Genomic DNA, 22,675 nt, shown 5'->3' with positions numbered 1-22,675 from the left:
AGCTAATGACAATGGTTTTTACCTGTCCCTCATCATAACCCTAAACGCTGCTGAATCGAAACAACCCAGGGTCAAAGGTGTTGCATTCGTCGCTTATTTACGCAGCGCGCGGCAGATAAGCAGGGATAATAGCTCAAGCTGACGCGCCAGCTCCATGCTTAGCCAAACGTAGCCATGAATGGGCGTTTCCACCAAATGAGTGCTTTTATGCTCCGTCAGCAACTGGCGTAGTTCATCGACGATCTCGTTGAGTTTTTCGGTGTTCGCTTTTACCGGCTGAGGATTACCCTCATACAGGGCATGGGCGATGGTTAACAACGTTTGCTGGGTCATCTGCTGCGTTTCGCGCAGCGTATGGGCGTTGAGCATTAAAAAATGGCTTTCGCGAGACGCCCAGTGCGCGTTGATTTGCAGCTCAAGCATACACACCAGGTTGCGGCTCACGGTCTGGATGCCTTCGAATACCGATTTCTGGATATGCGTTTCTTTGCTGGCGGGCGTAATCAGCCCACGGATTTTCACCACATCGTTAAGCACCGTTTGCAGGTGTTTTTCCAGATGCGGCCGCTCCACCAGATTGGGTGAAAAGCCGGCCTGATAGAGGCGATTAAATTGGGTCACAAAGGTCGCCATCTGGATGCGCCAGTGGATAAACGCCCGCTGCGGCCAAACGCCGGTGAAAAGCATCGCCAGCAGCGAACCGAAAATAACGTCGCCGCTTCGCCACAACGCAGTATGCAGGTCGCCCGGGGGGGCGCCCACCACCACACCCAGGGTAATGCCAATCAGCAACGCCTGATAGGGACGTTTACCGAGCGTCAGCCAGCCACACAGGAACATTGCCCCGGCACACCACATCAGCATCAGCGGTAAAGAAATGAGTTCAAGTTTAAGCGCAATCAGGCCCAGCGCCGAGCCGAGGATAGTGCCGCCAATACGCTGGAAGGCGCGCGGCACCACGTTTCCCCAGAACGAGATGGGCCCCATGATAACCACAAGAGTAATCAGCGGCCACGATCCTTCCGGAATGTCGAAGATACGTACAATCAGAAAGGCCAGCACAAATGCCAGGGCTATACGGATGCCGTGCACTGCGCGGTAATTGCGGTATAGCCGAATTTCAAAAGGACTGAGTGATTTATCAGGACGCACACCGGTTCTCCGGCAGAACAAAAGAGCGCAATTGTACCTGCTTTTGCCCGGCTCGCATCATGAGGCGCAAAAAATCTTTCACTCGTTTTTCAGACCGCTTTACGCGCCACCGCGACGTACATCTGAATGTCCCAGTAGCCGTCCTTATTGCCATCGTTGAGATAGAGTTCGAAACAGGGTTTGCTATCAATGTGATACGCGTTGTCTTTGAGCAATTCATCAAAGAATTGTAGCCACGGCGTGGCAAAGTCATGCTCAAGAACCCGCGCGCTGGCAACCGCATACTCGCCGCCCTCAAGATGGGTGAGGATGACGCCCTCACTGTTGGGGGGCAATGTGAAATCATCAGCCACCGTCACAACGGTACTGCAGCGCAACTTTTCAGGCGGCACTTCATCGGGATTATCAAAATAGACTGCCACCCACTCCTTCGCCGGAATCGACTGGCCGTCTACCCACATCATCAGTTGCTCAAAACCTTGCTTAACGGTCTCCTCCCACGGCCCCACCATATGGAAACCGGCAACGGTACGGGCATGGACGTGTTCGATAGTGTAATGCATAGTTCCCCCTGATCTGGATTTTACTGTATATAGATACAGTAAAAATATAGCAGTGCTATACCGGATAGTATGTGCACTGCTTCACATTGTCGCCAGGGAATAACGGCGTATCAGCGTTACGCTTTGTGATGGAAATAGTCGCTCAGGCGCGAGAACATCCCGCCCTTATTGACGCTTTCCAGGGTGACCAGCGGCCAGTGGGCAACAATCTTATCGCGATCGTAAAGCTGAATTTCCCCTACCCGCTGATGCGCGGCGATAGGCGCTTCCAGCTCTTTGCCGTCCAGTACGTATTTCGCTTTAATGTTGGGGATCTCTTTTTTCGGCAATGCCAACCAGAAATCCTGATCGGTACCAAGATCAATCGTCTCTTTATCGCCGTACCAGATGCGTTCGGTACCCACTTTTTTGCCGTTTTGCAGCACCTGTACGGTGTCGAAATTCTGCTGTCCCCAGTGCAGCAACGTGCGCGCCTGATCTTCACGCCCCTTCGGGCTGTCTGCGCCCATCACCACCGCAATCAGGCGACGTTTGCCGTCAACCGCAGAGGCGATCAGGTTAAAGCCCGCCCCGGATGTATGCCCGGTTTTCAGGCCATCAACGTTCAGGGTTTTATCCCACAACAGACCGTTACGGTTCTGCTGCGTGATGCCGTTCCACGTCAGGCTTTTTTCGCTGTACATATGATAAAACTCAGGCTCACCGTGAATGATCGCGCGCGATAACACGGCGAGATCGTAAGCGGAACTGTGCTGCCCCGGCGCGTCCAGCCCGTGAACCGTTTCAAAATGGGTATCGCGAAGCTTCAGCGTTTCGACATAGTGATTCATCATGGCGACGAACTGTGGCTGGCCCCCGGCGATGTAATCCGCCAGCGCGACGCAGGCGTCGTTCCCGGAATCGACAATCAGACCACGGCTCAGATCGTGCACGCTGACGCGATCGCCCTCTTTCAGGAACATCAGCGAAGAGCCATTAAACACCGGATTGCCTTTCGCCCAGGCATCGCGGCCCACGGTGACGATGTCATCCGGCGTAATACGGTGGCTGTCGATGGCGCGATCGACGACATAACCGGTCATCAGCTTGGTGAGACTCGCCGGATTGCGCTGCTGGTGCTCATTTCCGGCGGTTAAAATTTGCCCGGTGGTATAATCCATTAATACCCAGGAACCGGCTTTAATGGCCGGCGGCGTGACGGGAGGAACCGCGCTGTCAGTAGCAAAGGCGCAAGAAATACTCGAAGCGAGCAAAGATACAGCAATAAACAAACGGGCTTTCAACAGCAAATCCTCAGCAATTTCAAAATCGTCGTCCTTTTTACGGAATCTCTCACTTTCATACAGCCATTAATTGCAAGAAAATATGACATAACCTGAATCGCCCCCGAAAAACCGCCCTTCTGATGGCTCTGTAAATCGTTTACCATGGTGTTAATTCGCCCGCTCGCTTATCAGGGATTACGTTTTGACCATGCAAGAACCTGCCAACACCCCCGGATTCCTCTTCCACGATTACGAAACCTTCGGCACCAGCCCGTCGCTGGATCGCCCGGCGCAGTTTGCCGCCATTCGTACCGATAACGATTTTAATATCGTTGGGGAGCCCGAGGTCTTTTACTGTAAACCCGCAGACGACTATCTGCCGCAGCCGGAAGCAGTGCTCATTACCGGCATCACCCCACAGGAAGCACGCGCAAAGGGCGATAACGAGGCCGCGTTCGCTCGCCGCATTCACGATCTGTTCACCGTGCCCAATACCTGCGTGGTGGGCTATAACAATGTTCGTTTCGATGATGAAGTCACGCGCAATATCTTTTACCGCAACTTCTACGATCCTTACGCCTGGAGCTGGCAAAATCATAACTCGCGCTGGGATCTGCTGGATGTGATGCGCGCCTGCTACGCCCTGCGCCCGGAGGGGATCAACTGGCCAGAAAATGAGGACGGCCTACCCAGCTTTCGCCTGGAGCATCTGACCAAAGCCAACGGTATTGAACACAGTAACGCCCACGACGCGATGGCAGACGTTTATGCCACCATCGCCATGGCGAAACGGGTGAAAACCCAGCAGCCAAAGCTGTTTGACTATTTATATGCCTATCGCAGCAAGCAAAAGCTGACCACGCTGATTGATGTGCCGCAGATGAAACCGCTGGTGCATGTGTCGGGAATGTTTGGTGCCTGGCGCGGCAACACCAGTTGGATCGCCCCGCTGGCGTGGCATCCGGATAACCGCAATGCGGTGATCATGGTGGATCTGGCTGGCGACATCTCCGGGCTGCTGGATCTGGACACCGATACCCTGCGCGAACGCCTTTACACGCCGAAAGCCGCATTGGGTGAGACTTCCCCGGTTCCGGTGAAGCTGGTGCATCTGAATAAATGCCCGGTGCTGGCCGTCGCGAATACCCTGCGCCCGGAAGATGCTGAACGCCTCGGCATTAATCGCCAGCACTGTCTGGATAATCTTAAAGTGCTGCGCGAAAACCCGCAGGTGCGGGAGAAAGTGGTGGCGATCTTCGCCGAAGCCGAACCGTTTGTGCCCTCAACAAATGTCGATGCGCAGCTCTATAACGGCTTCTTCAGCGATGCTGACCGCGCCGCGATGAAAATTGTACTGGAAACCGAGCCGCGTAATCTTCCCGCGCTGGATCTGACCTTTGCCGATGCGCGCATTGAGAAACTGTTGTTTAACTACAGGGCGCGTAACTTCCCGGGCACGCTGGATGAACAGGAGCAGATGCGCTGGTTAGAGCATCGCCGCGATGTCTTTACGCCGGAATTTTTGCAGGCCTATATGCAGCAACTGGAAGCGCTGTACGCGCAATATGAAGGGAACAGTGAGAAGCTGACGCTGCTGAAAGCGCTTTATCAGTATGCGCAGGAGATTGTTTAACGAAGCGCCCCGCACTTGCGGGGCGAATTATTGTGTGACCTCTGAACCTCCATTCTCTCGCTGGGCTCTTTTCTGAAAGTGCCTCATTCAGCCTAAAAGCGCTTCATCCAACACGGTGAGTTGTCTCATCATACGAGGTCGAAAATTATTCATGGAATAGAATGATGACCGTCTATCAGATAAAACCCGCTTTTCAGCGGCTTTTGCGCCCATTGATGTTTTGGTTGCATAAACACAGCATCACGCCCAATCACATTACCCTTTCTGCTATAGCGCTCTCGTTTATCACTGGCGGAATACTGGCCTTCTTTCATGAACCTCGCAGCTTTGTGTTACTGCCCATTGTGCTGTTTGTCCGCATGGCACTTAATGCACTAGATGGGATGCTCGCCCGGGAGTGCAATCAAAAAACAGTCCTGGGGGCCATTCTGAATGAAACGGGCGATGTACTCTCCGATATCGCCCTCTACATACCCTTCATGCTTCTGCCTGACAGTAACGCCATTCTGGTTTTATGCATGTTGCTTTGTGCGCTGATGACGGAATTCAGTGGGATACTGGCTCAAACCTTCACCGGTATTCGCAGTTATACCGGGCCGCTTGGCAAAAGTGATAGAGCACTGGTGTTCGGCGCGTGGGGAATCGCGTTGGCATACTGGCCATCGTTAGTGCAATGGAATAACGCATTATGGGGCGTTGCAACTCTGTTGTTGCTCTGGACGGTGACGAATCGCTGCCGCAGTGCCCTACGCCATGGAGAGACAATGTAATGTTGCTTGAGAAATCACTGGCGGCCATCTTTGTGCTTTTACTGCTCGCCACGCTTATCAATGGATTGTTGGTACTGTTACGTCCTGGCAAAAACTGGAGAGAATTGACCCTTCGGATACGCACCTGGTGGATCATCATCATTCTGTTCTCGCTGGCCCTGCTTAGCCCCCATTGGCTGGCGCTCACTTTCTTCGCGCTGGTGAGTTTTGTCGCATTAAAAGAATTCCTAACCCTGGCCCCATTACGACAAGCCGATCGTATGCCGTTACTATGGATGTTTATTGCCATCCCTATTAATTACTGGCTTATTGGAATTGGCTGGTATGGCATGTTTGCGATTTTTATCCCGGTATATGTTTTTCTGTTCTTACCGACACGCATGGTCATTGCCGGAGATACTCACCACTTTTTGCGCTCCGCGTCTCAGCTCCACTGGGGGCTGATGACCACGGTTTTTGCCTTTAGTCACGTCGCCTTTTTACTCATTTTACCGTCAGACGCTCGATCAACCGGCGCATTGCTGGTTCTTTTTCTGGTCGGTCTGACAGAACTTAATGACATCGCGCAGTATCTCTGGGGAAAATCGCTGGGCCATATCAAAGTGACACCCAAAATCAGTCCTAACAAAACGCTGGCTGGTCTGTTGGGCGGGATCGTCACCACGGCTGTTACCGCTACATTATTGGGCCCGATCCTGACGCCGCTCTCTACGCCTATGGCGCTGGCTGCAGGGGCCATCATCGGCATAACTGGATTCTGCGGCGATGTCGTGATGTCAGCTATCAAACGCGATATCGGCGTGAAAGATAGCGGTACGTTATTGCCCGGTCACGGAGGCATCCTTGATAGGCTGGATTCACTGCTCTTCACCGCGCCAGTCTTCTTCCACTTCATTCGTTATTTTTATTACTAATCTATGTTGAAACGTATCCTTCGCTTTCTATTCTCGCTTTGCATCGTCTGGCCCGTGATGTGGCTATGGTTAGGCCTGCGAATCAGACACCGCGAAAAATTGCCCCAACGCGGCCCGACAATTGTCGTGGCAAATCATAATAGCCATATGGATGTATTTGCGCTGTTGTCCCTCTTTTCGCTGCGTCAGCTGGCCAACGTTCATCCCGTTGCCGCAGCTGATTACTTCATGCGAAACAAGCTGATGGCGTGGTGTTCCATAAATATTCTCAACATTATTCCCGTTTCACGCAAAGGCGGTGATTCAAACCCGCTGGCGCTGTGTGAACAAGCATTACGCGAAGGCAAAACGGTCATTCTGTTTCCTGAAGGAACACGTGGCAAACCGGGCGTTCTTTCGCCACTAAAATCAGGCGTCTGGTACTTGAGCCAGGCTGTACCGGAAGTGCCAATCATCCCCATCTGGCTTCATGGAACTGAGCAGTCGATGGCAAAAGGAAGCATTATCCCTCTGCCGTTATTTATCGATGTCACTATCGGTGATGCTCTGCATTTTAACGCGGATAAAAAGGTGTCGATGAGCATGCTGAAGGAACGACTACTCGCGCTTGAGCAACAAACAACAGGGAATCATTCTCATGATTAATACGCGGACACCTGAAGAACGACAATTTCTTACCAGCGATAATGTCGAGTTATTTTATCGCTACTGGCCCGCAACAGCAGGCGAGACGGTGCGGAAAGTGATCGTGTTATTCCATCGTGGCCACGAACATTCAGGTCGCTTGCAGCATATTGTCGATGAGCTTGCCATGCCGGACACGGCTTTTTATGCCTGGGATGCCAGAGGCCATGGTCGCTCTCCCGGCCTCCGAGGCTTCAGCCCTTCAATGGCTCGCTCGGTGCTGGATGTCGACGAGTTTGTCCGCTTCACTGCGCGTGATAGCCATGTGCCTTCAGAGGATATCGTTGTGGTGGCACAAAGCGTTGGCGCAGTGCTGGCAGCAACCTGGGCGCATGATTATGCGCCCACGATCCGCGGGATGGTTCTGGCATCTCCGGCTTTTAAGGTCAAACTTTACGTGCCCTTCGCCCGTTCCGGGCTGGCGTTGATGCATCGGTTACGTGGCCTCTTTTTTGTGAACTCCTACGTGAAAGGTAAGTATCTGACTCATGATCCAGACCGGGTGGCGAGCTTCAACCAGGACCCGCTGATTACCCGTCCGATTGCCGTCAATATTCTGCTCGAACTCTATAAAACGGCAGAGCGCGTGATCAGTGATGCCAGCGCAATTACCCTGCCCGTTCAGATGCTGGTCTCGGGTGAAGATTACGTCGTGCATCGCCAGCCGCAGCTTGATTTCTATCATCAGCTACGTCATCAAAATAAAGAGCTGCATATTCTGCCAGGTTTTTATCACGATACGCTGGGAGAAAAAGATCGCCATCTGGCATTTGATAAAATGCGTGCATTCATTAACACGCTTTATAGCAACCCGCCTCAGCATTTTGATTACAGCGCGGAAGACAAGCGGAGCCCGGGTGCCGATACCTGGCGCATGTTGATTGGGGGACCGGAGCCCTGTTCATTCGATGACCTGGCATTTCGCGGCTTACGTTATGGCATGAAAATACTGGGAACCCAGTCCAGAGGTATAGGCCTTGGTTTTGAAACTGGCTTTGATTCCGGTAGTACGCTCGATTATGTCTATCGCAATCAGCCCAAGGGAAGCAGCATATTAGGGCGCATAATTGATAAGCACTACCTCAACAGCGTGGGCTGGAAAGGTATTCGCCAGCGTAAAATTCACCTCCAAACTCTGATTACGCAAGCGGTCGAACATCTGGCCGCACAAAACAAGCCGGTCCGTGTCGTGGATATTGCGGCCGGGCATGGGCGTTATGTGCTTGATGCGCTGGAAGACAACCCTGCAGTAACTGAAATTCTGTTGCGCGACTTCAGCGAATTAAACGTGTCAAAAGGTCAGGAAATGATCGAAGGCCGCGGCATGGCTGACCGCGCGCGTTTTGATAAGGGCGATGCGTTTAATCGTCAGGAATTGGTTGCGCTCACTCCACGTCCGACCCTTGGTATTGTCTCTGGATTGTATGAACTTTTCCCTGAAAACGAGAGAGTACGTCACTCACTTGCGGGAATGGCTGATGCCATTGAGCCTGGTGGCATTTTGATCTATACCGGGCAGCCCTGGCATCCGCAGTTAAAAACGATTGCCTGGTCGCTCACCAGTCATAAAGATGGCAAAGCGTGGATTATGCGGGTGCGCACCCAGGGCGAGATGGACGCCCTCGTCCGCGAGGCTGGTTTCGATAAATGTGCACAGCTTATTGATGAATGGGGTATTTTTACAGTTTCACTGGCGGTGCGCCGCGCATCATGACCAACCGTTCTCCCCTCTTAAGGCAAGGAGTGGGCTGGCTAATGGTGCTGGCCCCCTTTTTTTTCTTAACCTATGGAGGAGTAAATCAGTTTACCGCCAGACGAGGCGACGTCGGGAGTGTCGTCTTTAGCTGGGAACAGAATATTCCTTTCGTGCCACTGACCATCCTGCCCTACTGGAGTCTGGATCTCCTGTACGGTTTATCATTGTTTGTTTGCACGTCACGCCATGAACAGCGACGGCTGGTTTGCCAGTTGCTGCTGGCTTCGCTCGTAGCCTGCGCAAGTTTCCTGCTGTTTCCTTTACAGTTTACTTTTACCCGGCCAGAGATAACCGGCCTTGCAGGTTGGTTATTTGCGCAGCTTGAACACGTCGATCTGCCTTATAACCAATCACCTTCTTTGCACATTATTCTATGTTGGTTACTGTGGCGTCATTTCTCGCGACATTTACCTGAACGATGGCAACCACTGAATACCGGCTGGTTTTCACTGATTGCAGTTTCGGTTCTGACGACCTGGCAACATCACGTTATTGATGTCCTCACGGGATTCGCCGTGGGGTTGTTCATCGACTGGATTATCCCCGAGAAGGGTAACTGGAATGGGAAATTAGCAACCGGGAAAGGAAGGCAACTGAGCTTACGCTATCTTAGCGCCATGTTCGCTGCACTTTCCGCGACGCTCATCACGCCTTGGTTTTGGTGGCCTACATTCGCCTTGCTTATCATAACTTTAGCTTACGGCGTAGCTGGCGTGAACGCGCTCCAGAAAAATGAGCAAGGACGGATTGCACCTGCAGCATGGTGGTTATTACTGCCCTGGCGCACAGGTATGTGGATATCAATGCGTCTGTACACGCGCACGTTACCCCCGGTCAGCACGATTAGTGAGGGGGTGTCTATTTCCGTCTATCCAAGTATATTACCCACTCAACATGCCGTGCTCGATCTTACCAGTGAATTCCCTCGCTCCCATGCAACTCGCGGCAAGGCTTATTGCTGCGTACCGATGCTGGATTTGGTTAATCCGGAAGACGCTCAACTACGTCGTGCAGTTACCGAACTGGAACGGCTACGCGCAGAGCATGGCGACGTGTTGGTTCATTGTGCACTGGGCTTATCACGCAGCGCACTGGTTACCGCAGCCTGGTTGATTTACCGAAACCCACAACTCACGTCTTCAAATGCCGTGGCAATGATTCAACGAGCCAGGCCGGAGGTTGTTTTTACCGCTGAACACAGAGAACTTCTGCAAAGATGGAAATCAGAGATAATAAACTAAACAGGGAAGCGTTTTTACAACGTCAGCTTCTGCAATACACACTTGAAAGCTCGCGTTTTTTTATGTTTTTTTCAATACCGCCCGTGTTGTGGATACTTCTGTCGAGATCTTGCTTTTCCCCGGGAAGACTCATCGGATTAATGGCATTTATTTGCGGGCTAATCTGGTACGGATGCTGGCGGCTATGGCTGGATAGCCGGTATTTTCGCGTCATCGACGAAGAGAATAACTCTATCGCAGGAGAGGCTCTGTTCTTTATCTGGCGGCGAAAAAAGCTTAAAGCGCTGACTTTTGCACAACGCCAGTCAGGGGCCTTAAAGCAATATAAAATGACGATGTTGCTGACCGGTATTCTGTGGCTTATTTGGGTAGTTATACTGATCACAAGATAATACGCCCCGCACTTGCGGGGCGCACGCTATCAGGCTTTCTGAACCGTGATGCTCCAGGCGGCGTCGCCTGCCTGCTGGAAATCAGTCACGATGTGCCCCTCTTCCGCTGCCCACTGAGGAATCGCTTCCGTTGCCTGGGTGCAGTCGAATTCAATCACCAGTTGGTCGCCGCTGGCCATTTCAGCCATTGCGGCTTTCGCTTCAATCAGTGGGAACGGGCACACCTGGGTGACCACATCGAGTTTTTTTACCGTCATCTTTTTTACTCCTGTTATGCCGTAGCGGTTTTCAACTTCGCTTTACGCTGCGGACGCACATACAACATCCATGACGCGGTCCACACGCCAAGGATCATAAATACCAGGCCAATCCAACCCTGCCAGGTCATCATCGCGGTCATCACCAGGCCGTTACCGATTGAGCAACCGCCTGCAATGCTGGCACCAAAGCCCATCAATACGCCGCCCGAGGCACTGCGCAGCGTGGTGCTGGCATCGGCGGCACGCACGCGGAACTCACGGCTACCTTTGGCCGCGATAAAAGAACCCAGGAAAATACCCAGCACCAGGAAGACGCCCCAGTTAATATATTTGCTTTCGCCAGAAACGAGGAATTGCAAAATGTTGGCGGTCGGCGAGGTAATGCCTAAACCGAACATACGTCCGGTGGCTTCGCTCAGTGGCCACGCCAGCAGCGCGATAAGGCCAATCAACACGGCGGTGACAAACGGATGCCAGCGTTTTTCAAACAACAGATGCGCCAGTCCCGTACGGCGAGGCGGCAGTGAGGCGACTTTCAGCTTCGGCTTACGCAACTCTTTACTGACCAGCCAGAGAGTGGCAATCAGCAGCACGGCAATCAGCGGCCATACGGAGATATTAAGGGTTTCCGCAATGCCGTTATGCGCAGTGGTGTGCTGCCCCAGAAATGCGTTCAGCCCGGCAGCGTGCGGCGAGCGCATCACCGCGCTCATCACCATATAGGTGACCAGCGCAATCCAGCTACCGATAAGCCCTTCCCCGGCGCGGTACCAGGTACCGGTTGCACAGCCGCCCGCATAGACGATACCGATACCAAAGACAAAACCGCCCACCACGGTACCAAGCCACGGGAACGCGCCCGCGTCATAGTGTACCAGCCCGGTTTGAATCAGCGCGAAAACGCCAAGGCTCTGTACCGAGATGGCAATCAGTAAGGCATAAAACATGCGATTGTTTTTCGCGATATACATATCGCGGAAACCGCCGGTCAGGCAGAAGCGACCACGCTGCATGACAAACCCCAGCAACGCGCCACAAATTATTCCGCTCACGATCATCTGCAACATAAAAATTAATCAACCTGGAAAATATCAGTGCGTAAATTATTCCAGTCACACCTGCCAGGAACCAATAACCAAAACCTCTATGATATTCCGTTTGGTTATTTATCGATTATTTTTAGAAACCGCGTGAAATTAGGGTATAAAAAAACCGGAGGCATTTGGCCTCCGGTTTTCAGCGAATCTTAAAGATTACGCAACATCTTCGTACTGCGGAACCGGGTTACGGAAGCTTTTCGTCACGCACGCCAGGTAGATCAGGCCGATAGCCGCCCAAATCAGCCCCAGAACCATTGAGCTCTCTTCCAGGTTAACCCACAGAGCGCCAACGGTCAGCGCGCCACAGATTGGCAGGAACAGATACTGGAAGTGGTCTTTCAGCGTTTTGTTACGCTTCTCGCGGATCCAGAACTGCGAAATCACGGACAGGTTCACGAAGGTGAACGCCACCAGCGCACCAAAGTTAATCAGTGCCGTTGCCATGACCAGGTCAAAGTTGATTGCCAGCAGAGCAATCGCCCCCACCAGGATGATGTTCATCGCCGGAGTACGCCATTTCGGGTGGACATAACCGAAGAAGCTTTTCGGGAACACGCCGTCACGACCCATGACGTACATCAGTCGCGCAACGCCTGCGTGTGCCGCCATACCGGACGCCAGTACGGTGATGGTGGAGAAGATCAGCGCGCCAACCTGGAACGCTTTACCTGCGACGTACAGCATGATTTCAGGCTGTGACGCATCCGGATCTTTAAAGCGAGAGATATCCGGGAAGTAAAGCTGCAGGAAATAGGTGGAGAAGATAAAGATCAGGCCACCGATTAATGCAGTCAGGAAAATCGCACGCGGAATCACACGCTCAGCGTCTTTCGTCTCTTCAGACAGGTTGCTGATGCCGTCAAAACCGGTAAACGAGAAGCACAGAATTGTCGCCCCGGTAATCATCGGGATAACGTGCGCATCACCCGACCAGAACGGACGCGTGCTGCTAAGCGTACCCGCCCCTTCACCGTGGAACAGACCATAAATGATCATGCCCAGAATCACCGCAATCAGCACCACCTGGAACACCACGATCACGGTGTTGAAGTTGGCGACCGATTTAATGCTGCGCAGGTTAAAGGCGGTCATGAAGGCCACCAGTGCAATCACGAATACCCACGATGGGATAGACGGCACCAGTGCTTCAAAATAGATTTTCGCCAGCAGAATGTTGATCATCGGCGCGAACAGATAGTCGAGCAGCGACGACCAGCCCACCATAAAGCCTACGGTCGGGCTGATGGATTTCTGGGCGTAAGTATAGGCAGAACCCGCAGACGGGTAGCGACGTACCAGCTTGCCATAGCTCAGCGCGGTGAACAGAATCGCCACCAGTGCAAAGCCGTAAGCAGTCGGCACATGACCGTCTGTCAGACCAGATACGATACCGAACGTATCAAACAGCGTCATTGGCTGCATATAGGCAAGGCCCATCATGACAACCGGAATCAGCGTAAGGGTTTTACGTAATTCCACGCGAGAGGTGTTTGGAGTAGCGTTATGCGACATGGTTATTCTCCTTACGGGTGAAAACCGTCGCAAAAACAAAAAATTGCCCCATTTTTTTGATTTCCTCAGCGACAACAACTGTCGTTTTTTAAGTAAGTATCTATCCGGTACGAAGCCCGGCCTCTTTTATTGAATGATTTGTTTGATGCAAAAAAATAACCGACGCGTATTAAAACGTCGGTTAGTCTCATATTTTGCAAGCGGCACATTCTGCATCAAATTGACATAAAAATACAAGAGGATGTGAAGCCGATCGGCCAACTTCGCTATCTAACCGATTGATTATTCTACAGCGGTCGAATTATAGACCGCAGCTATAGCACTATTTGCTAAAACAGCATCCCGCCACCATGCACTGGCGAGCCCGGCGGTCTGTTCATTCCAGCCAATCCAGACCGGTTCAAAGGGGATATGGGCGACGACGGATTTTTCAACCAGCGCCCCACTTTCTAGGAAACGTTGAGCGAGATACCGGGGCACAAAACCACAACCTAACCCACTGATTTGTAACTCAAGTTTCGTTTTGAAATCGAAGACCGTGATCGCTTGCTGATCGTCAAAAAGTTGCTGAAATGTGGCGCATTCTGGCGAGGTGTTATCACCCACTACTATCGCGCGAAAACGCTTGATCGTGCGTCGTGATAAAGGCTCTGGCATTTGCGCCAGCGGATGATGCGCCGCCACCACAAAAATCTGTTCCAGTTGGCCAAGCGGCAGGAAACCAAAGCCACTTAGCGGCGGCGGTTCGCGTAATGCGCCGACGATAATATCCGCATGCCCCTGAATTAATGCCTGCCATGAACCGCCCAGTACGCCATTAATAAATTTCAGCCGGGTAACACTGTGATGTTGATAAAAGGTTTCTATTAATGGCGCCAGCAGTGAAAAGGGAAAAGTATCATCCACGCCAATCACCAGTTCATTTTCCCAACCTTCGTGCAGTTTAATTGCCTGCTGCTCAAGCTCGCGCACCGTGTGCAGCACTTCCCTGCCCTTTTCCAGTAGCATCTGCCCGGTGCGGGTGAATGTCGCCCGGTGGCCGCTGCGGTCGAGAAGTTGAATATTAAGGTCGCTTTCAAGCTTATGGACGGTGTAGCTGAGGGCTGACGGCGTTTTGTAGAGCTTTGCCGACGCCGCGGCAAAGCTCCCTTCTTTATCTAATGCATCAAGAATAATCAGCACATCGAGCAAAGGCTTCATGGTTGTCCCCTTGCATCAGGCTGAACGCCGAGGCGGATTATTCCATCGGCATTAACAGCGGATCAGGATGCTGGTATTCGAAACCCAGCTCATGGCAAATACGGTTGCCATCAATAAGTTTGCCCGTACCGCTGCCCGCATGCTGCGAAAACACCGGCGTCTCCAGACCCAGTTCGCGCGCCATTTGCGGATAAAAAATTTCGCGGGCCGGATGGAGGGGCGCACATATATTATAGATATGTCCGCCTTTCGGAGCCTGCAGTAACAGCGTAATCGCTGAAATCACATCTTCCAGATGCACCAGATTCACGCCATGCTGGCCGTCCGGCGCGGATTTCCCGGCAAAGAAACGGCCAGGATGACGCCCCGGCCCCACCAGCCCCGCAAGGCGCAGAATATCAACGGACGTCCCTGGCAGATGATGCAGCCAGTCCTCCAGCTCTTTGAGAACTTTCCCGCTCGACGTAACGGGGTCGCGCGGCGTGCTCTCTTTAATCGTCCCCTGCGTGTTGCCGTACACAGACGTTGAGCTGGTAAAAATAATGCGCGGAATATGATGCGCAAGCGCGGTATCGACTATTTCTTGTACCGCCTGGCGATAAAAATCTTCACCCTCACCGCTGCGACGCGCCGGCAGAGTAATCACCAGCGCGTCAACATTCATCAGCGCGTCTAAATCTTCGGCGTCACAAACCAGTTGTGGTTCAAGGCGTAACGGGTAGCTGTCAATCCCGCACATCCGCGCCGCTTCCACCCCATCCTGCGTCCTTTTGCTGCCGGTAACCTGCCACCCACGCGCCGTCAGCGCTAGCGCCAGCGGCATGCCCAACCAACCTAATCCGACAATCGCGACCTTTTTCATGCCTGCTCTCCTGGTTTCTGGCTATCCTTCTTCTATAAGGCTACGCCAGCCTGCGGGAACTGACAATTTATAGTGTGAATATGAAATGATTTAAAGATTGAAAAAACCCCTTGCCTTCAACGGTGAAAGTGGGCTAGGTTAAAAGACATCAAGTGAATACTCATTCAACGAGAAATAAATTATGTGCGTTCAATTTAAACACCACCATCATCACCATCATCCTGACTAGTCTTTCAGGCGATGTGTGCTGGGAGACGTTTAGATCTTCCAGTGGTGCATGAACGCAAGAGAGCCCCCGGAAGATTTTCTTCCGGGGGCTTTTTTTTGAACTAAATTCAGCAGGGTAAGAGGAAATCAGAATGTTAGACAACAGCCGTTTACGCATAGCTATGCAGAAATCAGGTCGCCTGAGCGATGATTCACGCGAATTACTCGCCCGTTGTGGCATCAAAATCAATCTCCACACCCAGCGCCTGATTGCGATGGCGGAGAACATGCCTATCGATATTCTGCGCGTGCGAGACGACGACATTCCAGGCCTGATTATGGATGGCGTGGTTGACCTCGGCATCATCGGCGAAAACGTGCTGGAAGAGGAACTCCTGAGCCGTCGTGCCCAGGGTGAAGATCCGCGCTACTTCACACTGCGTCGCCTTGATTTCGGTGGTTGCCGCCTGTCACTGGCAACCCCCGTGGATGAAGCCTGGGATGGCCCGGCAGGTCTGGACGGCAAACGCATCGCCACCTCTTATCCGCACCTGCTCAAACGTTATCTCGACCAGAAAGGTATTGCATTTAAATCGTGCCTGCTGAACGGTTCCGTTGAAGTCGCACCGCGTGCTGGCCTCGCTGATGCGATCTGTGACCTGGTTTCCACCGGCGCGACGCTTGAAGCCAACGGCCTGCGTGAAGTGGAAGTGATTTACCGCTCCAAAGCCTGCCTTATTCAGCGCGACGGCGAGATGAGCGAAGCCAAACAACAGCTGATTGACCGTCTGCTGACCCGTATTCAGGGCGTGATTCAGGCGCGCGAATCGAAATACATCATGATGCACGCGCCAACCGAACGTCTGGACGAAGTCATCGCCCTGCTGCCGGGTGCTGAACGCCCAACCATTCTGCCGCTGGCTGGCGACCAACAGCGTGTGGCAATGCACATGGTAAGCAGCGAAACCCTGTTCTGGGAAACAATGGAAAAACTGAAAGCGCTGGGTGCCAGCTCGATTCTGGTGCTGCCGATTGAGAAGATGATGGAGTAACGACCATGAGCTTTAACACCCTGATCGACTGGAATGGTTGTAATAAGGAAGAGCAGCAGGCGCTGCTGATGCGCCCGGCAATTTCGGCTTCCGACAACATTACGCGCACCGTCGCGGAGATCCTGGATAACGTTAAGCAAAACGGCGACCGTGCCCTGCGCGAATACAGCGCGAAGTTTGATAAAGCCGAAGTGGCGGCGCTGAAAGTCACCGAAGAGGAAATCGCCCAGGCCAGCAGTCGCCTGAGCGATGAACTGAAAGCCGCGATGAACGTCGCGGTGAAAAATATTGATACCTTCCACACCGCGCAAATTCTGCCGGGCGTGGATATCGAAACCCAGCCGGGCGTGCGCTGCCAGCAGGTTACGCGCCCTATCGCCTCGGTGGGACTCTATATTCCGGGTGGCTCCGCGCCGCTTTTCTCCACCGTCTTAATGCTGGCGACGCCGGCGCGCATTGCCGGTTGCCAGAAAGTGGTGCTCTGCTCGCCACCACCGATTGCCGATGAAATTTTGTATGCCGCGCAACTGTGCGGCGTGAAAGAGGTGTTTAAAGTGGGGGGCGCGCAAGCCATTGCTGCACTTGCACTCGGCACCGAGTCAGTTCCTAAGGTGGATAAAATCTTTGGCCCGGGCAACGCATTCGTCACCGAAGCCAAACGCCAGGTGAGTCAACGCCTTGATGGTGCCGCCATCGACATGCCTGCTGGGCCGTCCGAAGTGCTGGTGATTGCCGACAGCGGCGCGACGCCAGATTTCATCGCCGCCGATCTTCTTTCACAGGCGGAACACGGCCCGGATTCGCAGGTGATCCTGCTAACGCCCGATGCCGACATCGCGCGTGGCGTGGCAGAAGCCGTTGAACGTCAGTTGGCCTCTCTCTCGCGTGCCGACACCGCGCGTCAGGCGCTTTCCGCCAGCCGTTTGATTATCGCTCGCGACATCGCCCAGTGCGTGGAGATATCCAACGCTTATGGCCCGGAGCACCTGATCATTCAGACCCGCAACGCCCGTGATCTGGTGGATCAAATAACCAGCGCAGGCTCCGTTTTCCTCGGCGACTGGTCACCGGAATCCGCGGGCGATTACGCCTCCGGCACTAACCACGTGCTGCCGACGTATGGTTACACCGCAACCTGCTCCAGCCTGGGGCTGGCGGATTTCCAGAAACGCATGACCGTGCAGGAGCTGTCCCGCGACGGTTTCGCGTCTCTGGCCGCCACCATTGAAACGCTGGCCGCAGCCGAACTGCTGACCGCCCACAAAAATGCCGTCACCCTGCGCGTAAACGCCCTGAAGGAGCAAGCATGAGCATTGAAGAGTTAGCCCGCGAGAATGTGCGTAATCTGACGCCTTACCAGTCTGCTCGCCGTCTGGGCGGCAAAGGCGATGTCTGGCTTAATGCCAACGAATTCCCGACGCCGGTCGAATTTCAGTTGACCGCACAAACGCTGAATCGCTACCCGGAATGCCAGCCTAAAGCGGTGATTGAAAACTACGCCGCTTATGCAGGAGTGAAGCCGGAACAGGTACTGGTCAGCCGTGGCGCAGATGAAGGTATTGAATTACTGGTGCGCGCGTTTTGTGAACCGGGGAAAGACGCGATTCTCTACTGCCCACCGACCTACGGCATGTACAGCGTGAGCGCGGAAACCATTGGTGTGGAGTGCCGCACCGTACCGACGCTGGAAAACTGGCAGCTCGACCTCCCGGCTATCGCCGATAAGCTCGACGGCGTGAAAGTGGTTTACGTTTGCAGCCCGAATAACCCAACCGGGCAGCTGATTAACCCGCAGGATTTCCGCACGCTGCTGGAGATGACGCGCGGGAAAGCGCTGGTGGTTGCCGACGAAGCCTATATTGAGTTTTGCCCGCAGGCGACGCTGGCAGGCTGGCTGAACGAATACCCGAACCTGGTGGTTCTGCGCACGCTCTCAAAAGCCTTCGCCCTCGCCGGCCTTCGTTGTGGTTTTACCCTGGCGAATGAAGAGGTTATCGCCCTTCTGTTGAAGGTGATTGCCCCTTATCCGCTTTCTACACCGGTGGCGGATATTGCCGCGCAGGCACTGGCGCCGCAGGGCATCACCGCGATGCGCGAGCGCGTGGCGCAAATTCTGGCCGAGCGTCAATATCTGGTGGCGAACCTTGACGGTATCCCGTGCGTGGAGCAGGTCTTCAACTCTGAAACCAATTACATTCTTGTGCGTATTAAAGCTTCCAGCGCAGTGTTTAAATCTTTGTGGGATCAGGGCATTATCTTACGAGACCAGAATAAACAACCTTCTTTAAGCGGCTGTTTGCGTATCACCATCGGCACCCGCGAAGAGAGCCAGCGCGTTATTGACGCTTTGAATGCGGAGAATGTATGACCCAGAAGTTTCTCTTTATTGACCGCGACGGCACCCTGATTGCAGAGCCGCCGAGCGATTTCCAGGTTGACCGTTTCGACAAACTGGAATTTGAACCGGACGTTATTCCGACGCTGCTGACCCTACAAAAAGCAGGCTACAAGCTGGTGATGGTCACCAATCAGGACGGGCTGGGTACCGATAGCTATCCGCAGGCTGACTTCGATGGCCCACATAATCTGATGATGCAGATTTTCACCTCGCAGGGCGTTCACTTCGAAGACGTGCTGATTTGCCCACACTTCCCGGCGGATAACTGCGATTGCCGTAAACCGAAAACGAAGCTGGTCACCGCATGGCTCGCCGATGGCGTGATGGATAAAGCCAACAGCTACGTGATTGGCGATCGTGCCACCGATATCCAGTTAGCAGAAAACATGGATATCATCGGCCTGCGCTATAACCGTGAAACGCTGAACTGGGCGACGATTGGCGAGCAGCTCACCCGCCGCGACCGCTACGCGCACGTTGAGCGTAAAACCAAAGAAACGCAGATTGACGTCAAAGTATGGCTTGACCGCGAAGGCGGCAGCAAAATCAATACCGGCGTCGGATTCTTCGATCACATGCTGGACCAAATCGCCACCCACGGCGGCTTCCGCATGGAAATTGCCGTTCAGGGCGACCTGTATATCGACGATCACCATACGGTGGAAGACACCGGTCTGGCGCTGGGCGAAGCATTAAAAATGGCGCTCGGCGACAAACGCGGCATCAACCGTTTTGGCTTTGTGCTGCCAATGGATGAATGCCTGGCACGCTGCGCGCTGGATATCTCCGGACGTCCGCACCTCGAATATAAAGCCGAATACACCTACCAGCGCGTCGGCGACCTGAGCACTGAGATGATCGAGCACTTCTTCCGCTCGCTCTCATACACCATGGGCGTGACGCTGCACCTGAAAACCAAAGGTAAGAACGATCACCACCGTGTGGAGAGCCTGTTCAAAGTCTTTGGCCGTACGCTGCGCCAGGCGATCCGCGTGGAAGGCGATACCCTTCCCTCCTCAAAAGGAGTGCTGTGATGAACGTCGTTATCCTCGATACCGGCTGCGCCAACCTGAATTCCGTGAAGTCCGCTATCAGCCGCCACGGTTATGACCCCGTGGTAAGCCGCGACCCGGACGTGGTACTGCGCGCCGACAAACTGTTTCTGCCGGGCGTGGGCACCGCACAGGCCGCGATGGATCAGATTCGCGAGCGTGAACTGGTCGATCTGATTAAAGCCTGCACCCAACCGGTGCTGGGCATTTGCCTCGGTATGCAGATCCTCGGCAGCCGCAGCGCAGAGAGCAACGGCGTCGACCTGCTGGGGATTATCGACCAGGCGGTGCCGAAAATGACCGACTTCGGCCTGCCGCTGCCGCACATGGGCTGGAACCGCGTCTACCCGAAAGCGGGTGACCGTCTGTTCCGGGGTATCGAAGATGGCGCGTACTTCTATTTCGTGCACAGCTACGCCATGCCGGTCAACCCGTACACCATCGCACAGTGCCACTACGGCGAACCGTTCACCGCGGCGGTGCAGAAAGATAACTTTTACGGCGTGCAGTTCCACCCGGAACGTTCCGGTGCAGCCGGGGCGCAACTGCTGAAAAACTTCCTGGAGATGTAATGATCATTCCAGCTTTAGATTTAATTAATGGCACAGTGGTGCGTTTGCATCAGGGCGATTACGCCCAACAGCGCGACTACGGTAATGACCCGCTGCCGCGTTTACAGGATTACGCCGCACAGGGCGCACAAGTGCTGCATCTGGTCGATTTAACCGGCGCGAAAGACCCGGCACTGCGTCAGATCCCTTTGCTGAAACAACTGGTTGCAGGCGTGAACGTACCGGTGCAGGTTGGCGGCGGCGTGCGCACCGAAGAGGATGTGGCGGCGTTGCTGGACGCTGGCGTTGAACGCGTGGTCGTCGGCTCGACGGCGGTAAAATCCCCCGAAATCGTCAAAGGCTGGTTTACCCGCTTTGGCGCGGAACATCTGGTGCTGGCGCTGGACGTGCGCATTGACGAACAAGGCACGAAGCAAGTCGCGGTGAGCGGCTGGCAGGAGAATTCCGGCATCACGCTGGAAGAACTGGTTGAAACCTATCTGCCGGTTGGCCTGCAACATGTGCTGTGCACCGATATTTCGCGCGACGGTACGCTGGCGGGCTCTAACGTCTCGCTGTATGAAGAAATCTGCGCTCGCTACCCGCAGGTGGCGTTTCAGTCTTCCGGTGGCATCGGTTCGCTGGATGATATCGCCGCGCTGCGCGGCACCGGCGTGCGCGGCGTAATTGTCGGACGCGCGCTGCTGGAAGATAAATTCACCGTAACGGAGGCCATCCAATGCTGGCAAAACGGATAATCCCCTGCCTGGACGTACGCGATGGTCAGGTCGTCAAGGGCGTGCAGTTCCGTAATCACGAAATCATCGGCGACATCGTCCCGCTGGCGAAACGCTATGCCGACGAAGGCGCAGACGAATTGGTGTTTTACGATATCACCGCCTCCAGCGATGGCCGCGTGGTCGATAAAAGCTGGGTTTCACGCGTCGCGGAAGTGATTGATATCCCCTTCTGCGTCGCCGGTGGCATCAAATCCATCGACGATGCCGCGAAAATTCTCTCTTTCGGCGCAGATAAAATTTCCATCAACTCCCCGGCGCTGGCCGACCCGGAGCTGATCACCCGTCTGGCGGATCGTTTTGGCGTGCAGTGCATCGTGGTCGGGATCGACACCTGGTTTGACGCCGACAGCGGCAAATATCACGTCAATCAATACACCGGCGATGAAAGCCGCACCCGCGTCACCCAATGGGAAACCCTCGACTGGGTGCAGGAAGTGCAAAAACGCGGTGCGGGCGAGATCGTCCTCAACATGATGAACCAGGACGGCGTGCGTAATGGCTACGACCTGGCGCAACTGAAAAAAGTGCGTGAAGTTTGCCACGTTCCGCTGATTGCCTCGGGCGGTGCGGGCACCATGGAACACTTCCTCGAAGCCTTCCGCGATGCGGATGTCGATGGCGCGCTGGCCGCCTCGGTATTCCACAAGCAAATGATTAATATTGGTGAATTAAAAGCGTACCTGGCCGCACAGGGCGTGGAGATACGGGTATGTTAACTGAACAACTGGATTGGGATAAAACCGACGGACTGATGCCCGCCATCGTACAACACGCGGTTTCCGGCGAAGTATTAATGCTGGGCTATATGAATAAAGAGGCGCTGGCGCAAACGCAATCGTCCGGCAAAGTGACGTTTTATTCACGCACCAAAGAACGCCTGTGGACCAAAGGCGAAACGTCCGGCCATTTCCTGAACGTGGTGAGCATTACCCCCGACTGCGACAACGACACCCTGCTGGTGCTGGTCAACCCGATTGGGCCAACCTGCCACAAAGGCACTTCCAGCTGCTTCGGCGATACCAGCCACCAGTGGCTGTTCCTGTATCAACTGGAACAACTGCTGGCAGAGCGTAAAACCGCAGACCCGGAAAGCTCCTACACCGCGCGCCTGTATGCCAGCGGCACCAAGCGTATCGCGCAGAAAGTGGGTGAAGAAGGCGTAGAAACCGCACTGGCAGCAACGGTGAAAGACCGCTTTGAATTGACCAATGAAGCGTCGGACTTGATGTACCACCTGCTGGTGCTGCTGCAGGATCAGGATCTGGATTTGACGACCGTGATTGAGAACCTGCGAAAACGTCATCAGTAAAT

The 22,675-nt window shown here is 53.9% G+C and carries 25 protein-coding genes and 1 other annotated feature; of the genes, 16 read left to right on the top strand and 9 right to left on the bottom strand.

Translation table 11 applies throughout. The annotated features are described in order from the left end of the window. Positions 1–93: 93 nt before the first annotated feature. From ACOXYR_RS06815 to dacD, 3 genes are all read right to left on the bottom strand, one after another. Positions 94–1,152: an FUSC family protein gene (locus ACOXYR_RS06815; protein ID WP_108475167.1), complete on the bottom strand. Its 1,059-nt coding sequence runs from the start codon at positions 1,150–1,152 to the stop codon at positions 94–96. Positions 1,153–1,241: 89 nt separating this feature from the next. After that, positions 1,242–1,715 carry a DNA gyrase inhibitor SbmC gene (gene sbmC / locus ACOXYR_RS06810; RefSeq protein ID WP_113857196.1) on the bottom strand — a complete coding sequence of 158 codons (474 nt, stop codon included), beginning with the start codon at positions 1,713–1,715 and terminating at the stop codon, positions 1,242–1,244. Between the two features lie 116 nt (positions 1,716–1,831). Continuing rightward, complete coding sequence (dacD, locus tag ACOXYR_RS06805) at positions 1,832–2,998, bottom strand: serine-type D-Ala-D-Ala carboxypeptidase DacD (RefSeq protein ID WP_108475165.1); 1,167 nt, start codon at positions 2,996–2,998, stop codon at positions 1,832–1,834. Positions 2,999–3,188: 190 nt separating this feature from the next. On the opposite strand from dacD, the gene sbcB reads away from it, so the two are divergent. The 7 genes from sbcB (at position 3,189) to ACOXYR_RS06770 (ending at position 10,370) form a co-directional block, all read left to right on the top strand. After that, a complete protein-coding gene (gene sbcB / locus ACOXYR_RS06800) occupies positions 3,189–4,613 on the top strand; it encodes an exodeoxyribonuclease I (protein WP_421356341.1) in 1,425 nt (474 codons plus the stop codon). A gap of 164 nt (positions 4,614–4,777) precedes the next feature. Continuing rightward, positions 4,778–5,383 carry a CDP-alcohol phosphatidyltransferase family protein gene (locus ACOXYR_RS06795; protein WP_421356340.1) on the top strand — a complete coding sequence of 202 codons (606 nt, stop codon included), beginning with the start codon at positions 4,778–4,780 and terminating at the stop codon, positions 5,381–5,383. Continuing rightward, positions 5,383–6,297, top strand: a complete 915-nt coding sequence (locus ACOXYR_RS06790) for a phosphatidate cytidylyltransferase (protein WP_421356327.1) — start codon at positions 5,383–5,385, stop codon at positions 6,295–6,297. The genes ACOXYR_RS06795 and ACOXYR_RS06790 overlap by 1 nt, the downstream gene beginning before the upstream one ends. 6 nt (positions 6,298–6,303) lie before the next feature. Beyond that, on the top strand, positions 6,304–6,942 hold the full coding sequence (locus ACOXYR_RS06785) for a lysophospholipid acyltransferase family protein (protein WP_421356339.1): 639 nt from the start codon (positions 6,304–6,306) through the stop codon (positions 6,940–6,942). Then, positions 6,935–8,695 (top strand): bifunctional alpha/beta hydrolase/class I SAM-dependent methyltransferase, encoded by a 1,761-nt coding sequence (locus ACOXYR_RS06780; RefSeq protein ID WP_421356326.1) that lies wholly within the window; start codon positions 6,935–6,937, stop codon positions 8,693–8,695. The genes ACOXYR_RS06785 and ACOXYR_RS06780 overlap by 8 nt, the downstream gene beginning before the upstream one ends. Continuing rightward, positions 8,692–9,978, top strand: a complete 1,287-nt coding sequence (locus ACOXYR_RS06775; RefSeq protein WP_421356325.1) for a phosphatase PAP2/dual specificity phosphatase family protein — start codon at positions 8,692–8,694, stop codon at positions 9,976–9,978. The genes ACOXYR_RS06780 and ACOXYR_RS06775 overlap by 4 nt, the downstream gene beginning before the upstream one ends. Beyond that, the gene (locus ACOXYR_RS06770) at positions 9,954–10,370 is read left to right on the top strand and encodes a hypothetical protein (protein WP_421356324.1); all 417 of its coding nucleotides are present in this window, start codon (positions 9,954–9,956) and stop codon (positions 10,368–10,370) included. Before ACOXYR_RS06775 ends, ACOXYR_RS06770 begins: the two co-directional genes overlap by 25 nt. A 29-nt stretch (positions 10,371–10,399) precedes the next feature. Here the strand turns inward: ACOXYR_RS06770 and tsuB are convergent, their stop codons facing one another. From tsuB to ACOXYR_RS06740, 6 genes are all read right to left on the bottom strand, one after another. Further along, entirely contained in the window at positions 10,400–10,627 is a 228-nt protein-coding gene (gene tsuB / locus ACOXYR_RS06765) for a thiosulfate utilization sulfurtransferase TsuB/YeeD (protein WP_108475163.1), read from the bottom strand. Positions 10,628–10,641: 14 nt separating this feature from the next. After that, positions 10,642–11,697, bottom strand: a complete 1,056-nt coding sequence (gene tsuA / locus ACOXYR_RS06760) for a thiosulfate utilization transporter TsuA/YeeE (protein WP_407731278.1) — start codon at positions 11,695–11,697, stop codon at positions 10,642–10,644. 186 nt (positions 11,698–11,883) lie between these two features. Beyond that, complete coding sequence (gene plaP, locus ACOXYR_RS06755) at positions 11,884–13,242, bottom strand: putrescine/proton symporter PlaP (RefSeq protein WP_108475161.1); 1,359 nt, start codon at positions 13,240–13,242, stop codon at positions 11,884–11,886. Further along, entirely contained in the window at positions 13,232–13,294 is a 63-nt protein-coding gene (gene yoeI / locus ACOXYR_RS06750) for a membrane protein YoeI (RefSeq protein ID WP_108475379.1), read from the bottom strand. Before yoeI ends, plaP begins: the two co-directional genes overlap by 11 nt. A gap of 230 nt (positions 13,295–13,524) precedes the next feature. Beyond that, on the bottom strand, positions 13,525–14,442 hold the full coding sequence (locus ACOXYR_RS06745) for a LysR family transcriptional regulator (RefSeq protein WP_108475160.1): 918 nt from the start codon (positions 14,440–14,442) through the stop codon (positions 13,525–13,527). A 37-nt stretch (positions 14,443–14,479) separates the two neighbouring features. Next, the gene (locus ACOXYR_RS06740) at positions 14,480–15,304 is read right to left on the bottom strand and encodes an SDR family oxidoreductase (RefSeq protein WP_108475159.1); all 825 of its coding nucleotides are present in this window, start codon (positions 15,302–15,304) and stop codon (positions 14,480–14,482) included. Positions 15,305–15,482: 178 nt separating this feature from the next. On the opposite strand from ACOXYR_RS06740, the gene hisL reads away from it, so the two are divergent. The 9 genes from hisL (at position 15,483) to hisIE (ending at position 22,673) form a co-directional block, all read left to right on the top strand. Continuing rightward, complete coding sequence (hisL, locus tag ACOXYR_RS06735) at positions 15,483–15,533, top strand: his operon leader peptide (RefSeq protein WP_113857321.1); 51 nt, start codon at positions 15,483–15,485, stop codon at positions 15,531–15,533. Then, positions 15,509–15,630, top strand: a sequence feature (His leader region). It overlaps the preceding gene by 25 nt. 33 nt (positions 15,631–15,663) lie before the next feature. Beyond that, entirely contained in the window at positions 15,664–16,563 is a 900-nt protein-coding gene (hisG, locus tag ACOXYR_RS06730) for an ATP phosphoribosyltransferase (protein WP_108475158.1), read from the top strand. Between the two features lie 5 nt (positions 16,564–16,568). Continuing rightward, positions 16,569–17,873: a histidinol dehydrogenase gene (hisD, locus tag ACOXYR_RS06725; protein ID WP_421356323.1), complete on the top strand. Its 1,305-nt coding sequence runs from the start codon at positions 16,569–16,571 to the stop codon at positions 17,871–17,873. Further along, the gene (gene hisC, locus ACOXYR_RS06720; RefSeq protein ID WP_113857204.1) at positions 17,870–18,931 is read left to right on the top strand and encodes a histidinol-phosphate transaminase; all 1,062 of its coding nucleotides are present in this window, start codon (positions 17,870–17,872) and stop codon (positions 18,929–18,931) included. The genes hisD and hisC overlap by 4 nt, the downstream gene beginning before the upstream one ends. Then, positions 18,928–19,995 carry a bifunctional histidinol-phosphatase/imidazoleglycerol-phosphate dehydratase HisB gene (gene hisB / locus ACOXYR_RS06715; protein WP_021579314.1) on the top strand — a complete coding sequence of 356 codons (1,068 nt, stop codon included), beginning with the start codon at positions 18,928–18,930 and terminating at the stop codon, positions 19,993–19,995. Before hisC ends, hisB begins: the two co-directional genes overlap by 4 nt. Beyond that, positions 19,995–20,585, top strand: a complete 591-nt coding sequence (gene hisH, locus ACOXYR_RS06710; RefSeq protein WP_113857205.1) for an imidazole glycerol phosphate synthase subunit HisH — start codon at positions 19,995–19,997, stop codon at positions 20,583–20,585. The genes hisB and hisH overlap by 1 nt, the downstream gene beginning before the upstream one ends. Next, positions 20,585–21,322: a 1-(5-phosphoribosyl)-5-[(5-phosphoribosylamino)methylideneamino]imidazole-4-carboxamide isomerase gene (hisA, locus tag ACOXYR_RS06705; RefSeq protein WP_421356322.1), complete on the top strand. Its 738-nt coding sequence runs from the start codon at positions 20,585–20,587 to the stop codon at positions 21,320–21,322. Before hisH ends, hisA begins: the two co-directional genes overlap by 1 nt. After that, on the top strand, positions 21,304–22,080 hold the full coding sequence (gene hisF / locus ACOXYR_RS06700; RefSeq protein WP_189622839.1) for an imidazole glycerol phosphate synthase subunit HisF: 777 nt from the start codon (positions 21,304–21,306) through the stop codon (positions 22,078–22,080). The genes hisA and hisF overlap by 19 nt, the downstream gene beginning before the upstream one ends. After that, positions 22,074–22,673, top strand: a complete 600-nt coding sequence (gene hisIE, locus ACOXYR_RS06695; RefSeq protein WP_421356321.1) for a bifunctional phosphoribosyl-AMP cyclohydrolase/phosphoribosyl-ATP diphosphatase HisIE — start codon at positions 22,074–22,076, stop codon at positions 22,671–22,673. The genes hisF and hisIE overlap by 7 nt, the downstream gene beginning before the upstream one ends. Positions 22,674–22,675: the final 2 nt, after the last annotated feature.

The organism is Pseudocitrobacter faecalis (genome assembly GCF_965231525.1).
GTDB lineage: Bacteria > Pseudomonadota > Gammaproteobacteria > Enterobacterales > Enterobacteriaceae > Pseudocitrobacter > Pseudocitrobacter faecalis.
Note: the sequence above shows the minus strand (reverse complement) of the source record. Positions and strands in the feature narration are given on the sequence as shown.

Coding starts and splice junctions, on each gene's coding strand:
- tsuA (WP_407731278.1), bottom strand. CDS start 11,697: ATGTTGCAGATGATCGTGAGCGGAATAATTTGTGGCGCGTTGCTGGGG.
- ACOXYR_RS06770 (WP_421356324.1), top strand. CDS start 9,954: ATGGAAATCAGAGATAATAAACTAAACAGGGAAGCGTTTTTACAACGT.
- hisH (WP_113857205.1), top strand. CDS start 19,995: ATGAACGTCGTTATCCTCGATACCGGCTGCGCCAACCTGAATTCCGTG.
- ACOXYR_RS06790 (WP_421356327.1), top strand. CDS start 5,383: ATGTTGCTTGAGAAATCACTGGCGGCCATCTTTGTGCTTTTACTGCTC.
- hisF (WP_189622839.1), top strand. CDS start 21,304: ATGCTGGCAAAACGGATAATCCCCTGCCTGGACGTACGCGATGGTCAG.
- hisA (WP_421356322.1), top strand. CDS start 20,585: ATGATCATTCCAGCTTTAGATTTAATTAATGGCACAGTGGTGCGTTTG.
- hisB (WP_021579314.1), top strand. CDS start 18,928: ATGACCCAGAAGTTTCTCTTTATTGACCGCGACGGCACCCTGATTGCA.
- sbcB (WP_421356341.1), top strand. CDS start 3,189: ATGCAAGAACCTGCCAACACCCCCGGATTCCTCTTCCACGATTACGAA.
- hisG (WP_108475158.1), top strand. CDS start 15,664: ATGTTAGACAACAGCCGTTTACGCATAGCTATGCAGAAATCAGGTCGC.
- hisC (WP_113857204.1), top strand. CDS start 17,870: ATGAGCATTGAAGAGTTAGCCCGCGAGAATGTGCGTAATCTGACGCCT.
- tsuB (WP_108475163.1), bottom strand. CDS start 10,627: ATGACGGTAAAAAAACTCGATGTGGTCACCCAGGTGTGCCCGTTCCCA.
- plaP (WP_108475161.1), bottom strand. CDS start 13,242: ATGTCGCATAACGCTACTCCAAACACCTCTCGCGTGGAATTACGTAAA.
- hisD (WP_421356323.1), top strand. CDS start 16,569: ATGAGCTTTAACACCCTGATCGACTGGAATGGTTGTAATAAGGAAGAG.
- ACOXYR_RS06795 (WP_421356340.1), top strand. CDS start 4,778: ATGACCGTCTATCAGATAAAACCCGCTTTTCAGCGGCTTTTGCGCCCA.
- ACOXYR_RS06745 (WP_108475160.1), bottom strand. CDS start 14,442: ATGAAGCCTTTGCTCGATGTGCTGATTATTCTTGATGCATTAGATAAA.
- ACOXYR_RS06740 (WP_108475159.1), bottom strand. CDS start 15,304: ATGAAAAAGGTCGCGATTGTCGGATTAGGTTGGTTGGGCATGCCGCTG.
- hisIE (WP_421356321.1), top strand. CDS start 22,074: ATGTTAACTGAACAACTGGATTGGGATAAAACCGACGGACTGATGCCC.
- ACOXYR_RS06775 (WP_421356325.1), top strand. CDS start 8,692: ATGACCAACCGTTCTCCCCTCTTAAGGCAAGGAGTGGGCTGGCTAATG.
- sbmC (WP_113857196.1), bottom strand. CDS start 1,715: ATGCATTACACTATCGAACACGTCCATGCCCGTACCGTTGCCGGTTTC.
- ACOXYR_RS06780 (WP_421356326.1), top strand. CDS start 6,935: ATGATTAATACGCGGACACCTGAAGAACGACAATTTCTTACCAGCGAT.